This window comes from Peteryoungia desertarenae (genome assembly GCF_005860795.2).
Lineage (GTDB): Bacteria > Pseudomonadota > Alphaproteobacteria > Rhizobiales > Rhizobiaceae > Allorhizobium > Allorhizobium desertarenae.
In genome coordinates, this window is record NZ_CP058351.1 from 392046 (window position 1) to 405708 (window position 13663).

General features: G+C 57.8%; 14 protein-coding genes and 2 pseudogenes. 7 read left to right on the plus strand and 9 right to left on the minus strand.

Features of this window, described 5'->3' with window-relative positions; translation table 11 throughout:
- Nucleotides 1–1296 (plus strand): amidohydrolase family protein, encoded by a 1296-nt coding sequence (locus tag FE840_RS19140; RefSeq protein WP_138289237.1) that lies wholly within the window; start codon nucleotides 1–3, stop codon nucleotides 1294–1296.
- A gap of 523 nt (nucleotides 1297–1819) precedes the next feature.
- Here FE840_RS19140 and FE840_RS19145 read toward each other — a convergent pair.
- From FE840_RS19145 to dctP, 5 genes are all read right to left on the minus strand, one after another.
- A complete protein-coding gene (locus FE840_RS19145; protein WP_246318944.1) occupies nucleotides 1820–2656 on the minus strand; it encodes a shikimate dehydrogenase family protein in 837 nt (278 codons plus the stop codon).
- An 82-nt stretch (nucleotides 2657–2738) separates the two neighbouring features.
- Nucleotides 2739–3713: a dihydrodipicolinate synthase family protein gene (locus tag FE840_RS19150; RefSeq protein WP_138289239.1), complete on the minus strand. Its 975-nt coding sequence runs from the start codon at nucleotides 3711–3713 to the stop codon at nucleotides 2739–2741.
- A gap of 35 nt (nucleotides 3714–3748) precedes the next feature.
- On the minus strand, nucleotides 3749–5044 hold the full coding sequence (locus FE840_RS19155) for a TRAP transporter large permease (RefSeq protein ID WP_138289240.1): 1296 nt from the start codon (nucleotides 5042–5044) through the stop codon (nucleotides 3749–3751).
- On the minus strand, nucleotides 5041–5538 hold the full coding sequence (locus tag FE840_RS19160) for a TRAP transporter small permease (protein WP_246318945.1): 498 nt from the start codon (nucleotides 5536–5538) through the stop codon (nucleotides 5041–5043). The genes FE840_RS19155 and FE840_RS19160 overlap by 4 nt, the downstream gene beginning before the upstream one ends.
- Nucleotides 5539–5695: 157 nt before the next feature.
- The gene (gene dctP, locus FE840_RS19165; RefSeq protein WP_138289242.1) at nucleotides 5696–6712 is read right to left on the minus strand and encodes a TRAP transporter substrate-binding protein DctP; all 1017 of its coding nucleotides are present in this window, start codon (nucleotides 6710–6712) and stop codon (nucleotides 5696–5698) included.
- 156 nt (nucleotides 6713–6868) lie between these two features.
- Between dctP and FE840_RS19170 the strand changes: the two genes are divergently transcribed.
- The 5 genes and pseudogenes from FE840_RS19170 to FE840_RS19190 form a co-directional block, all read left to right on the plus strand.
- Complete coding sequence (locus FE840_RS19170) at nucleotides 6869–7603, plus strand: GntR family transcriptional regulator (protein WP_246318946.1); 735 nt, start codon at nucleotides 6869–6871, stop codon at nucleotides 7601–7603.
- A gap of 285 nt (nucleotides 7604–7888) precedes the next feature.
- Nucleotides 7889–8869: a P-type conjugative transfer ATPase TrbB gene (gene trbB, locus FE840_RS19175; RefSeq protein ID WP_138289244.1), complete on the plus strand. Its 981-nt coding sequence runs from the start codon at nucleotides 7889–7891 to the stop codon at nucleotides 8867–8869.
- Nucleotides 8859–9242 (plus strand): TrbC/VirB2 family protein, encoded by a 384-nt coding sequence (locus tag FE840_RS19180; RefSeq protein ID WP_138289245.1) that lies wholly within the window; start codon nucleotides 8859–8861, stop codon nucleotides 9240–9242. The genes trbB and FE840_RS19180 overlap by 11 nt, the downstream gene beginning before the upstream one ends.
- Nucleotides 9235–9534 (plus strand): conjugal transfer protein TrbD, encoded by a 300-nt coding sequence (locus tag FE840_RS19185; RefSeq protein WP_138289246.1) that lies wholly within the window; start codon nucleotides 9235–9237, stop codon nucleotides 9532–9534. The genes FE840_RS19180 and FE840_RS19185 overlap by 8 nt, the downstream gene beginning before the upstream one ends.
- 10 nt (nucleotides 9535–9544) lie before the next feature.
- A pseudogene (locus FE840_RS19190) lies at nucleotides 9545–10009 on the plus strand (conjugal transfer protein TrbE); the annotation flags it as partial.
- Here FE840_RS19190 and FE840_RS20995 read toward each other — a convergent pair.
- From FE840_RS20995 to FE840_RS21000, 3 genes are read right to left on the minus strand one after another with little or no spacing between them, the layout of a single operon-like run.
- Nucleotides 10000–10404 (minus strand): nitrilase-related carbon-nitrogen hydrolase, encoded by a 405-nt coding sequence (locus FE840_RS20995; RefSeq protein ID WP_343058672.1) that lies wholly within the window; start codon nucleotides 10402–10404, stop codon nucleotides 10000–10002. The pseudogene FE840_RS19190 and the gene FE840_RS20995 sit on opposite strands and share 10 nt — an antisense overlap.
- Nucleotides 10401–11174: a DUF3991 domain-containing protein gene (locus tag FE840_RS19195; RefSeq protein ID WP_343058673.1), complete on the minus strand. Its 774-nt coding sequence runs from the start codon at nucleotides 11172–11174 to the stop codon at nucleotides 10401–10403. Before FE840_RS19195 ends, FE840_RS20995 begins: the two co-directional genes overlap by 4 nt.
- On the minus strand, nucleotides 11159–11386 hold the full coding sequence (locus tag FE840_RS21000) for a hypothetical protein (RefSeq protein WP_246318947.1): 228 nt from the start codon (nucleotides 11384–11386) through the stop codon (nucleotides 11159–11161). Before FE840_RS21000 ends, FE840_RS19195 begins: the two co-directional genes overlap by 16 nt.
- A 625-nt stretch (nucleotides 11387–12011) precedes the next feature.
- Here FE840_RS21000 and FE840_RS19200 point away from each other — a divergent pair.
- Nucleotides 12012–12328: pseudogene (locus FE840_RS19200) on the plus strand (hypothetical protein).
- A gap of 551 nt (nucleotides 12329–12879) precedes the next feature.
- Here the strand turns inward: FE840_RS19200 and FE840_RS19205 are convergent.
- A complete protein-coding gene (locus FE840_RS19205; RefSeq protein ID WP_138289248.1) occupies nucleotides 12880–13662 on the minus strand; it encodes a cephalosporin hydroxylase family protein in 783 nt (260 codons plus the stop codon).
- Between the last annotated feature and the right edge of the window lies 1 nt (nucleotide 13663).

The window sequence follows — 13663 nt, forward strand, 5'->3', positions numbered from 1 at the left end:
ATGTTCGACCTGATCATTCGCAATGGCAATCTCCCGGATGGACGGCAGGGTTTCGATATCGGGCTTGGCGCGGGCCGCATCAAGGCGATCGAAAAGCACATAGACGCGGAGGCATTCGAGGAGATCGACGCGACGGGACGGCTTGTCAGCCCGCCATTCTGTGATCCGCATTTCCACATGGATGCGACGCTGTCGCTTGGCATGCCGCGAATGAATGTATCGGGGACATTGCTGGAGGGTATTGCGCTCTGGGGCGAGCTTCGACTGCTTCTGACCAGAGAGGCCCTGGTTGACCGGGCGCTGCGCTACTGTGATCTCGCTGTCTCCCAGGGGCTTCTCTTCATCCGCAGTCATGTCGACACGTCCGATCCACGGCTGGTGACGGCCGAGGCCCTCATCGAGGTGCGCGAGCGGGTTGCGCCCTATATCACCCTGCAGCTCGTCGCATTCCCGCAGGATGGCTATTTCAGGGCCCGTGACGGAGCGAGATCACTGGCGCGTGCCCTGGACATGGGGCTCGATATCGTCGGGGGCATTCCGCATTTCGAGCGGACCATGGACGAGGGACGGCTCTCTCTCGAGGCGCTCTGTCGCATTGCCGCCGACCGTGGCTTGCCGGTCGATATCCATTGCGACGAAACGGATGATCCCATGTCGCGCCATATCGAGACGCTGGCGGCCGAAACCATTCGTCACGGCTTGCAGGGACGGGTGGCCGGTTCGCATCTGACCTCCATGCATTCCATGGACAATTACTATGTCTCGAAGCTCATTCCGCTGATGGCAGAGGCACAGATCAACGTGATCCCCAACCCCTTGATCAACATCATGCTGCAGGGGCGCCACGATACCTATCCCAAGCGTCGCGGGATGACGCGTGTGCGCGAATTGATGAATGCGGGATTGAATGTCTCCTTCGGCCAGGACTGCACCATGGACCCCTGGTATTCGATGGGGTCGGCAGACATGCTGGAGGTTGGCCATATGGCCATCCATGTTGCGCAGATGGGCGGAATTGAAGACAAGAAGCAGGTCTTCGAGGCGCTGACCGTGAATTCAGCCCGCACCATGGGGCTTGACGGATACGGGCTTGAGGTCGGCTGCAATGCGGACCTGATCGTCCTGCAGGCAGCGGATGTGATTGAGGCATTGCGATTGAAGCCGACACGGCTCGTGGTGGTCAAAGCAGGAAAGGTCATCGCCCGCAGCGCGCCCCGAATTGGCGAGTTGCGCCTTGACGGTCGTCCTCGCAGCATTGATCCCGGTCTGGACTATGTGCCGGGCATCTATCGATGAATCACGCATGGCTCGGTTGGCTCGACCCCATTGGAATTCATGATGGTGACTTCGATAGGCCACGCGCACAGTGTCAGCTCGCTTCGACCCGGTCGTGGAAGAGAAAGATCTCGAAGGGGAGGCACCTACCTCAAGCTTTCCCGTGACGCCGAGAGCAGACCGCACGGGTGTCTCACCACTGATCAACATCGTGATCGTCGGATCGTGCAAAGGTCGAGAGGCAAACCGTCGGCTTCGCTGGGCGAAACCTTGCCTTCGCTGACATGGGAGACAGATTGCCAGACCATGAACGCAAGACGGGCAATGATCGATGATGAAGTGACGCAGCCTGCCGTCTAGAGAAGAACAGAAACAGGCAAATCCAAACTGCGACTGCCGTCCAGAAAATCCCGTTTCCCCATTGTCTGCAAGCTTCCAGGGATCGACCGGCAGGTGGTGAAACAAGAGCCGGGCAACCAGCCTCGCTCTGTCATCATCCGTCAGGTTGCTGGCAAGCCAGGGCGTGAGGCCGCCGCTACCGGCTTCATTCGCCCCTCAGGAGGTCTGCCCGCAAACGCTTTTCATCAAGTGGCAAGCCCGCAAATATCTCCCATGCATCGACGCCCTGGCCAATGAAGAGCTCATAGCCCGTGATGGTTTCAACACCCTGCATGCGGGCATCCTGCAGGAAGACTGTATCAATTGGCGTATAGACGGCATCAAATGCCCAGACGGCGCCCCGCAGCAGGTCTTTGCTGATGGGTGAACCCGGATGGCGGTCCATGCCACGGGGGGTGCAATTGATGACCCCGTCGACGGGCCATGAAACCTCGTCTCCTCCCGTTGCAACCTCGATGCTGAGGCCGGGTCTGGCAAGCTTCAGGGCATCACGCAGAGCCTTTGCCTTGTCGATATCAAGATCTGCAATCCGCATCCGGGCAACACCCAGGGCGACCAACGCAAAACCGATTGCCTTTCCCACCCCGCCTGCACCCAAGATCAAGACAGTACCGGGCGCCATTTCTCCGCGCGCCTGTCGATAGGCCCTGATGAAGCCGGAATGGTCGGTATTGAAGCCGTAAAGCCCGTCCTTTTCAAAGATAACCGTGTTGACCGCCCCCATCGCTCTGGTCAGGGGATCCGGTATGGTGACCTTTGCCGCAGCGCGCTCCTTGTAGGGATAGGTTATGTTCACGCCGCGATATCCGGACGCTGCGACCTCTGCGAAGAGCTGGTCAAACCCCTTGCCCAGTTCGGCCGGCACGAGGCGTTCGTAGCTGACTCTGCAGCCACTCTGCAGACCGGCGAGCTGGTGCAGCCGTGGCGCCTGTGATCTTGTGATATTGTCTCCGATCAGGCCGAGACGGATCGATCTGGTCAAATTTCTGATCCTTGTTGTTGGGCGGGTCTTTTGACGAAGACGGACTTGATTCTCCGATTTCCGGCCGCTTCCCCGTTTGCCTTCAATGCGGTCGGGCAGATCCCGCAAGAGCGCCGATCTTTTCACGATAGACGCGCATCCCCTCCACGATGTGATCCAGGACGGTCTCGACCGCAAAATGGCGCGCTTCGATATCATAGTCGACACTGCGGCTTGATACGCCCGAAAATGTTCCGAGGCGCCGGTGGTAGTGTTTTGCAAGCTTCGGATAGCCGAGCATCTCCGACATGGCGGACAGAACGAGGAACCTGTCCAGGTCTGCAGCCAGATCCGGATGCGCCCGACCATGATCGATCAGCCAGCGATAAAGATCCGGATGAAAATTGTTCATCACACCCGAGAAGCCGTGCCCTCCCGCTTGTATGGCAGGCCAGGCAATGGCGGCATTGGCATTGTTGATGGCAAGGGGCGTGCCCCTGACCAGGGACAAGCGTCGCTTGAGATGATCCAGGTTGCAGCTCACGTCTTTCAGAAAGGCAAAGCGACCGCTCTCGGCACACCAGCGCAACTCGTCATCACTCAACAGCCGCCTGTAGGGTGCTGGGCATTCGTAAAGCCCGAGCATCAGGTCTGAAGGGAGTGCGGAGAGGAGGCCCTCCATGCGTGCGCGAAACACATGTCCGTCTTCTTGCATGTCGGCAAGACGGTTCGTGACGAGAACAACGGCATCGACGCCTGTTCCCGCCATGGCGCTCAGCTCACGCTTTTGCTCGGCAAGATCCTCCGCAATATGGCCGGACGCAACGACCGGCATTCGACCGGCAACCTGTTTGACGGCAAAACGGGCAAGATCGCAGCGTTCCTTCAGGGACAGGTAAACCATTTCGGACGACTGGCAGACGGCAAAGAGCCCATGTGATCCATGGTCGATATACCATTCGATGAGGCGGGCATACCCGTCCCAGTCGATGCCGTTTTCCGGCGTAAACGGTGTGATCATCACCGGGAAGACACCCTGCATTGAATGCTGCGTGGGTTGATGCGTGGAACTGGGCATGACGTGGGTCCTGTCAGGGGAGGTAATGGACATGATCAATTGGCGTAACCGAAGGCGCGGGGCAGCATCAGGGTCAGATCAGGAAAAAGGATCAGGGCGAGAAGGGCGACCACGAGGACGCCGAGAAACAGCCAGATTTCGCCAATGATCTCGGCGAGCGGTATGCGCGTCACCGCATTGATGACGAAAAGCAGTATTCCATAAGGGGGTGTAATCAAGCCGATCATGCAATTGACGATCGCTACCACGCCGAAATGAACCAGGTCGATCCCCAGTTCACGGCAGGCTGGAATGAAAAGGGGTATGATGACGAGAATGATGGTGGACGCGTCTAGGAAGCAGCCGAGCATCAGCAGAAGCAGGTTGACGCAGAGCAGGAACACAAGCGGATGCATGTCGATGCCGACGAGGGCTTGTGCCACGACATCGGGAATGTTCTCAGACGCTACGATGTAATTGAGGATCAGCGCACCGCCGATGATCAGCCCGACCGCTGCGGAGGATCGGGCGCTGGCCACGAGAATATCGTAGAAATGGGCAAGGCTGAGCGACCGATAGAAGATGCTTGCAAGGATCAGCGCATAGAATGCTGCAACGGCTGCGGCCTCGGTTGGCGTCGTCACGCCGCCATAGATGCCATAGAGAAGGATCGCCGGCATCAGAAGTGCCGGCCCTGCGTTCAGCGTCAGGCGCGGAAATTCGCGGATCGGCACGGGGTCGTCTTTGGCAAATCCCCGCCTGTGCGAGATCCACACGTTCATCAACATAAGCACGGCTCCCATCAGAAGTCCCGGAACAATCCCGCCGAGAAAGAGGAAGCCGATCGACGTATTCGAGACCAGGGCATAGAGAACCATGGGGATGGAGGGTGGAATGATCGGCCCGATTGTCGCGGATGCGGCTGTGATCGCTGCGGCATAGCCGCGTGTATAGTGACCGGATTTCACCATCATCTCGATGATCAGCTTGCCGATACCGGCTGCATCGGCGATCGCAGACCCGGACATGCCGGAAAAAACCAGCGAGGAGAGGATGTTCACATGTCCAAGCCCGCCGCGAAATCGTCCGACAAGCGCGATGCAAAATTGCAGCAGCCGATCCGATACAGTCCCGGCATTCATGATGTTTGCGGCAACGATGAAGAGCGGCACGGCGAGAAGGATGAAGCTCTGATAGAGCCCATCCATCAGTATCTTGCCGCTGATGCCGATGCTTTGTCCCGTTGCTGCCAGATAGGCAAAGGAGGAGACAAGGATTGCATAGGCAATTGGCGTTCCCATGGCCGCAAGTCCCATGAGAATGATGAGGCAGAGAAGAAACTCGAAACTCATGACCTTGACCGCGGCATGGTGGAGGTTTCGGGTTCTTCCACACCGTAGCGGAAGGCATGCCAGACCCGTGAGAGATAGCGTATGCTGACAGCCAGCAGGAAGACGATGTAAATCACATAGATGTCCCGCATGCGGATCCAGTCGCCAAACAGGTCTGCGAGCGTCGCCGTACGCTTCAGACGCAGGATCATGAATCGGTCCCAGGTCGGGAAAATTGAAATGAACAGGGCAATCGCAATGGCAAGCCCGGTAATGACGGCAAAGATGCGACGCATAGCCGGCGAAACGGCCACATAGAGAACATCAAAGGTGACGTGGTCATGGTTCCTGACCACGAAGGCATTGCCCCAGAAAACCAGCCAGACCCAGACGGCAAGGCAGAATTCGAGAGTCCAGCCGAAATTATCCGGTTGCAGCCAGGGCATGTTTTCCGCAATCCACGGCATCCTCGCGCTGTAACGGACCAGGACCTGAAGGATAAAGGTTGCGAACATGGCCGCCATCAAAGCCGCAGCGAATGCTTCGGCAGAACTGCGCGCGATTGACGTGATCCGGAACAAGTTATTGCCTCTGTCATGCCACATCAGGATGTGGTCGGTGGAGAGGATGGCCGGGGGTCTGGGTGTCCCCGGCCAGATGTCGGTTCGGTCCTTAATTGCCCAGGGCGTTGATCTGCTCCAGCACGCCTTCGGGCCAGGCCTTGGCAAAGTCGGATCCGACATACTGGGCCTGAACATGCGTCCGGAAGGCCTGAAGATCGGGCTCATAGACATCCAGTCCCTGAGCGGTCAGGAAAGCCACCAGTTCGTCTTCCTTTTTCAGCTGGGCCTGTCGACCGGCTTCGGCGGCGTCTTCCGCGGCCTTCTGGACGGTCGCCTGTTGTTCGGCATCGAGGCCATCCCAGACCGCTTTGGAAAAGGCAATATAGTTGAGGTCAACCAGATGCGCAGTCAGACTGATCTGCTTGGTCACCTCGTAGAATTTTGCATCGACCACCGTTGGCAGGGGATTGTCCTGTCCATCGACCGAACCGGTCTGCAGGGCCGTGTAGATTTCCGTAAAGGCCATGGGCGTGGGATTGGCGCCAAGCGCCCGCCCGAGGAATTGCCATGCGTCGCTTCCCGGCATGCGCAGGTTGACGCCCGCCAGATCTGCCGGTGTCATGACGTTTTTCTCCGAGCGCGGGAAGCGCAGATTGACGTGTCGCTTGCCCAGATACATCACGGCGAGGAGCTTGACGCCCAGCTCGTCTTCAACCTTCTGCTTGAAGGGCGCCATCAGGGCGTCGTTGAAGACCTTGACCTGATGCTCGGCGCTTTGATGAACATAGCCCGTCGCAAAGATGGAGAATTCCGGCAAAAAGTTGGCGAGTTCCTGTGCTGACGTGATCGACATTTCAAGATCGCCGGAGGCAATGGCTTCAAGTTCGGAGCCTTGGGGAACCAATGACGAATTGTAATGGGGCTGATAGGTGGCAAAACTGCTGATCGCCGGGCCAAACACGGTCGCCAGGGCAATCGAGCGCTGATCGGTTTCGGAGGCAGGCGTCGACATGCGGATGACCGGCTTGTCCTGCGCTGATGCAGAGGTGAGGTGCAGGGTTGCTCCCAAAAGGGCCAGCATCCCGGTTGAAGCCAGCATGATGCGGCGTGTGATGGTTTTCGGCATGTCGTCTTTTCCTCCCAGACTTCTTTTCTGCCGGCACGCAATTGCACCAGAGATGTGACCCTGATCCGCTCCTCCAGCGGTTTCACGGGGCAGATGCAAAACTTTGTGCTGACTGTCATGGCACTAACATGTTAGTACGTTGTTAGCAATAGTTCAGTGAAGGCGAAAACATTCAACATGGGCAATGATGTGAAACACAATCCTTCAAACGCGCCCCCGCCTGGTGGCGAGGGGTCGCTGCGACAGCTGGCCTATCAGCGCATCGAGGATCTTTTGAACTGGGGCCGCGTCAGGCCAGGGCAGATCATCTCCCAAAGGGAGCTGGTCGACCTGACACAGGTCACCTTGAGTGCCGTTCGCGAAGCCATTCCGCGTTTCGAGGCCGAGGGGCTCTTGCAGACGCTTCCGCAAAGAGGCCTGATGGTCCCCAGCCTCGACGTTGCCTTTATTCGGGAAGCCTATCAGATGCGGCGCATCATCGAGCTTGCTGCCGTGCCGGATCTTGTCCGTAGGCTCGATCGATCGGTCATAACTGACTGGATCGGCTGGCACGAGGAAGCCCGTGAACGCCTTGCAAAAGAAGATTCGGTCGATCTTCTCGGTTTCATCAGGGACTTCCAGCTCTATGACTGGGACATGCATGCACGCATGGTTGCCGCGATGGACAACAGCCTGATCGCAAATGTCTATCGGGTAACCCTCATCAAGATCAGGATGTCCGCCCAGGGCCGGGTCCGTGTCACGCGCGACAACGCAAACCGCGTCATCAACGAGCACATCGCCTTTCTCACCCCTCTTGCCGAAGGTCGCCTTGATGAAGCATCGGCTGCGCTCTCCTATCATCTCGATCAGTCATTGACGCTCGCTCTCGGTGGCGGGGTCAAGGGGTAAGCCATCGCGATGGTCTTGTCCTGACCTGGCCCGGACTGCCTGCACCGCATGAGACCTGGCCGGAAACGGTTTACGCACGTCCTCAACCTTGAGCTTTCCACTCTCTGGCTCAGCAGGAAACCCGGTTCCAAAGCGTGCCAAAACCGTTGCAGCTCACGGCGAACAGCACGGAGCGACAGGTGGGTACCTAAATTAGATTCTATTTATAATTGTCAAAAAGTACAATCGCAACCAGAATTCGGTTGTGATGATCTGTCCCCCGGCCGAACAGCAGAGGACGGGTTCATGGAGAAGATTCGATCATATCAAAGGCTCGTGCGCAAACTTGAGGAAGCCCTGGGGGAGCAGCTTTTTCTTGCTCTTCATGACGACGACGTCGTCGAGATCATGCTCAACCCGGATGGGAGGCTCTTCATCGAGCGGCTTGGACGCGGCTTTGGTCCTGCCGGCGACATGTCCGCGTCTGCGGCCGAAACGCTTATCGGCACGGTTGCTCATTCTTTGAGTTGCGAGGTCGACACATTTCGTCCCATCATCTCTGGTGAGTTGCCGATTGGCGGACATCGTTTCGAGGGTTTGCTGCCACCCGTTGTCGCCAGACCTTCCTTCTCCATTCGCAGACGCGCATCAAACCTCATTCCGCTTGATGATTATGTGCAGTCCGGCGTCATGACACCAAGGCAGGCGGCAACCATCCGTAATGCCGTCGAGGCCCGTCTGAACATTGTCATCTCCGGTGGAACCGGTTCAGGCAAGACCACGCTTGCCAATGCCGTTCTTGACGAGATCACCAGGCGCGCACCTGAAGATCGCCTTTTCATCCTTGAGGATACCGGCGAAATCCAGTGCAGAGCCGAAAACGCCGTCTTCCTGCATACGAGCGAGACAGTCGACATGGCCCGGCTGCTCAAGAGCACGATGCGCCTCAGACCCGATCGGATCATTGTCGGCGAAGTCCGCGATGGGGCAGCTCTGACCCTTCTCAAAGCCTGGAACACGGGTCATCCCGGTGGTGTGACCACGCTCCATTCCAATACGGCGCGCTCTGCGCTTCGGCGGCTTGAGCAGCTGACTGCCGAAGTCAGCCAGCGGCCCATGCGCGAGGTCATTGGCGAGGCGGTCGACCTCGTTGTCTCGATCGAGCGTACGGCCCGTGGCCGACGCATCAGCGATCTCCTGCATGTCGAGTGCTTCGTCAATGATCGCTATCAGCTGCGCTGTGATGGCGCCGCCCAGGAAAAGGAGGAGGTCCGTCATGTGGCCTGAAACACGTCCCATTCCTGTTCTGCCGATCACTCTCGCGGTTCTCTTTGCCTTTTCGCCTCCGGTGCTTGCCAGCTCTGGCGGCGGCCTGCCATGGGAGGGGCCACTCCAGCAGATCCAGGAATCCATTACCGGACCCGTCGCCGGTTACATTGCTCTGGCCGCAGTCGCCATTGCGGGGGGCATGCTGATCTTCGGTGGCGAACTCAACGATTTTGCGCGACGGCTTGTCTATGTCGTCCTCGTTGCCGGCATTCTTCTGGGGGCGACGGCCATTGTCGGATTGTTCGGAGCGACCGGCGCCTCGATCGGCCTGCCGTCTGCCCAGGCTTCTCCGATGACTTTTCATGATATCGGGGAGCGGGGACATGTCTGATCCTTCCTTCGGCCTCAAGCGCAGCCGCATTCACCGCGCGCTTTCCCGCCCCAACCTCCTGATGGGTGCAGATCGCGAACTGGTGCTGGCGACCGGACTTGCCGCCGTGATCCTGATCTTTGTCGTTTTGACCATCTACTCGGTCATCCTCGGGCTTTCGATCTGGATGATGATCATCGGCCTGCTGCGCCTTCTGGCGAAATCCGATCCGCTGATGCGGCAGGTCTATCTGCGACACCTGTCCTATCGCTCCTCTTACAGGCCGACAAGTTCGCCCTGGCGAAAGCCTTGAGGGTCCTGTCATGATATCCCTGAAACGCTTCCGCAAGACAGGCCCATCCTTTGCCGATCTCGTTCCCTATGCGGGGATGGTGGATAACGGCATCCTGCTCTTGAAGGATGGCAGCCTGCTGGCTGGCTGGTATTTTGCCGGTCCTGACAGCGAGAGTGCGACGGACAGCGAACGCAACGAACTGTCGCGTCAGATCAACGCAATCCTGGCACGGCTTGGCAGCGGGTGGATGATCCAGGTCGAGGCGGTCCGGTTGCCTGTCACCAACTATCCAGACAAGGAGCGTTGCCATTTTCCTGATCCGGTCACACGGGCGATCGACGCCGAGCGTCGCAGGCTGTTCGAGCAGGAAAAGGGCCATTTCGAGAGCAGGCACGCTCTTCTCCTGACCTATCGGCCTCTCGAACCCGGCAAGGCAGCACTCAGCCGGTATGTCTATTCGGACGCGGAGAGCCGAAAGACATCCTATGCAGATATCCGTTCGATCGTCGGTGTCCACACACCAAGCGTGCTTTCAGGAAGAACAACGATCGTCGCTCCTGATCCACCGGCTTGTGTGGCGATTTCGGTCAGATCCTTCTGACGTTGAAGGGACGTGTCGCGGCCAAGGCTCGCCCCCATACGCACATCGAGGCCAGACCAGGCTTTGTTAGTAATGGCCTCTGATCCGACGATAGCCGACCAGAACCACAGAGCCGAAAGGACAATGGCGGTCGCGGCGCCAAACCGTGTCACCAGAGCCATCAGCGCGGCAGTCGCAGCAAGAAGGCCCCACCAGCCCCAGCCTGGAAAGACGATACCCGCGGCCGTCAGGGGATGGGCCCAACCCGTGATCCCAAATGGAGGCAGCGCGGTTATCAGAAGGATCAACAGATATCGGCCAGGCTTTGCCCACCCGTTCTGCCTGGTCCAAAGCAGTGTGTGAACGAGAACAAAGGATGCTGCTGCCGCAATCCAGAGTGATGTCCCCAGCCATGGATCAGCGGCGTAGAACTGCGCCACGCCGATTGGCAATCCCCCTGGGGATTGCCGTCCGTCGCTGCAACAAGCTGAGTGTCAGGCGCCGCAGCAAGACGCCGCACTGCAGCCACGGTTGCCGGCGCCCATCCGCCGCCAGTGCTGAGATAGAGCGTTCCGTCTCGCACTCCGTCGAGCGCAGCGAGGCTCATGGCGTCGATGGCGGCCTCGGTCACACAAAGCCGGCTGGCTTGGCTTGCACCAAATCGAAACAGGATCTTGCTCCCGCCCGTGGCGAAACCGCGCCACTCTGGCCCGCGCCCTTCCCATCCGCTGATCGTGCCGTCGTCGTCGGTATGGGCCGCCCACATGCTCCCACAGGGGCCCTCCCGCAGAAGATCCTGATTGATCGCTGTGCGAATGATGAAGGCGGGGAGGCACCGGTTCCACCGAAGATAGCGCCAGGTGGCCGACCCTGACCAGGGCGCTGGTCTGTCAGCCCAATCCTCGGCGATTGATTGGAGCGATTTATGCACTCCATCACCCTGCCGCCACAGTGTGTGTGATGGCTGGAAACTGCACAGAGCGGCGATGCGATGGCAACTTTCGATGAAATCGCATCCTTCAAGGGCCATCATCAGGCCGAAGACATCCCCTCTCCGGTCGCTCAGAGGATCAACCATCCTCGGCCGGCATGCGTGACAATAATGATCTGACCGCCTCGGCGATACTTCATTGCACGTTTCGTGCTTTCCTTGGCATCGAGGGCAAATGCGGTTGTTTCCAACACCGCCTGGCAGCCGACAGTTTTGCGAAGACGCTCAATCTCTTCTCTCTTCATTTTGTTTCCGGCCGCATTGGGGCCGCTCCTTCTTTTCGCTTCTTCCCGCAACAAGCGGGACGACCTTCCGACAGGCGCGAAGAGCAAAGGGCGCAAGGGTGCGCCTCGCATTTGAAGGATCAGACAGGGTGGCGATCAGGCGCGGCGAAGCCTCCCTTGCGGCCGCGGGCTCGCCAGCGGCAGCCGGAACGGCAAAAAAAAGGGGCTCAGTGAGCCCCCAGCCCCCCAAAGGAAGAAACTCATCGATGTGTCTTTCATCGATTTTTATCAGCGCCTCCGACATCACACGCAAAAAGCTTACACACCCCGCTTGAGATGGGAGATTCGAATGCAGGTCACCACGAGCTGCAGGTCAAAGAAAAGCACCGCCGGGAGAAACGGGCTTGCTTCCGCAGCCAGGACGATCCTCGGCATGAACGAAGAGGGGTTTCGGTATGCCGACGGAAAGTCAGATCGCATCGATTTCTCAGATATCGATTATCCATCCGTTGTGGCCGCTTCTAGGAAGTTCATTGCAAACTCCGTTCGTCACAAGCAAACACGCAGATTGGCAACTGGCTGAATTCACTCGGTAATCCGCACCCTTCAGGCTCTCTTCCTAATCGATCGGCAATTGTGATTTGCAGGGAGTGTATTGACCCAGTGAAAATCTGCTCATGCTATAGAGAAGGAAATAGCGATGTGCGTGACGACGGAAGACAATGTCAAACGACGGACAGCCAAGCGCAAGACAGCGCTTGTGCTGGACAGTATCCAGGGAAAGACAAGGGTGGCAGAAGCGAGCCGTTCGCATGACCTTTCTCCCTCAGAGATCGAGGGCTGGATGGAGGACGCTAAGCGAGGCATGGAGAATGCTCTGCGTGCCAATCCACTGGAGATCCGGGAGCACTACGAGAAGCCTTGAAGGATCTTCAGGAGGCCTATGGCGAGGCCATGCTGGAGCTGCGTGCTCGAAAAAAGCTTGCGGCCCTCATGGAGCGGGAGGACGACAGATGATCCGGAGCCGCTCCCGCATCAGCGGCATAAACTGTGCAGATTCAGCTGGGTCAATACAAGGTCGCCAAGCTTTGCCTCTTCGGTCCGGTCGGTATAGCCGACGGCACTGCTTTGCAGCCACCAGGAATCGAGCAAGGCGCCGACCACCAGAAGAACCAGGCTGTACTTGACCCATGTCCCCGGGCGTTCTTCTTCGCCCGCTCACCGAGTTAGAGTTCAAGAATGCGGGTAGCGGGCATGGGCACTAATCCTGTTGGCAACGCCAAAGCCCACCATTGCCCCATTATGGCCGTCAATCCGCAGCTCACCAACATGCTCTTCTAGCTATCACCGCACAAAAAAAACGAAAAATCCGAGCGACTGTCACCCAGCTCTACGCCGTCACCCGCGCTGCCCGCAAATAGCCGTACGCACAAACTGCTCTCGTCTACAACGTGGCGCGTTCATCGCGCTCACATTTGCTTGTTTGTCACGTCCATGGTTCTCTGCAAGATGGAAACTCGCCTTAAGAGAAAGCATTACATAGAAAAAGTCGGCGTTGACTATGTGAATCAGCCAACGCGCCTCAAGAACCCGTCGGGTGCTACGGTTATAAGCAGCTTATGCTGAATGTTCTTGTCGATCTGGAACTCGGGGTGGCTTGTGAGGTATTCCCAAACAGCGGTCTTGGGATTATTTCCTGGCCCCCAGGGACGCTCGGGGAACATGTCTGCGGGCATGTCTTCAACAACAGTATCGAAAACGACACAATAACTGCCCTCGCTGACGAGGGGAGCATAGGCCGTCAACTCGGCCAACACGTGGTCATGGGTGTGGTTGCTGTCCAAGCATATTAGAATGCGTTTATAGTCCGCAGCCACTTGATGTACTTGCTCGATAACCTCTGGCGCAATACTGGAGCCTTGGATCATTTGAATGCGCGTCGCCATCGGATGCGCCTCAATTGCTTTGCGATTGTGGGTGCGGATATCGATATCAATTCCGATCACTTTGCGATTCGATCGCGCCGGGTCCATCATTGTGCCTGCTTCAATTGCCTCGCACATGTCGAGCAAGGCAAGCATGGACGCGCTGAGGATTAGCGAGCCGCCATGAGCAATCCCGGTCTCAATGATCAAGTCAGGTTTGATTTCCCAGATGAGTTCCTGCATCGCCGACATATCCTGTGGATATTGGATGATGGGTCGGCCTAGCCATTCGAAGTGATACGAGTATTTCAGTTTATTCGCGGAATCGATCCATTGACGAGTAGCGTTTGCCATATCAGCGCAGGCCCCTTGCTCCGCTATTTCGATATCGCACTCACGCTTGAATTTTTCATATTGATTTGGCATT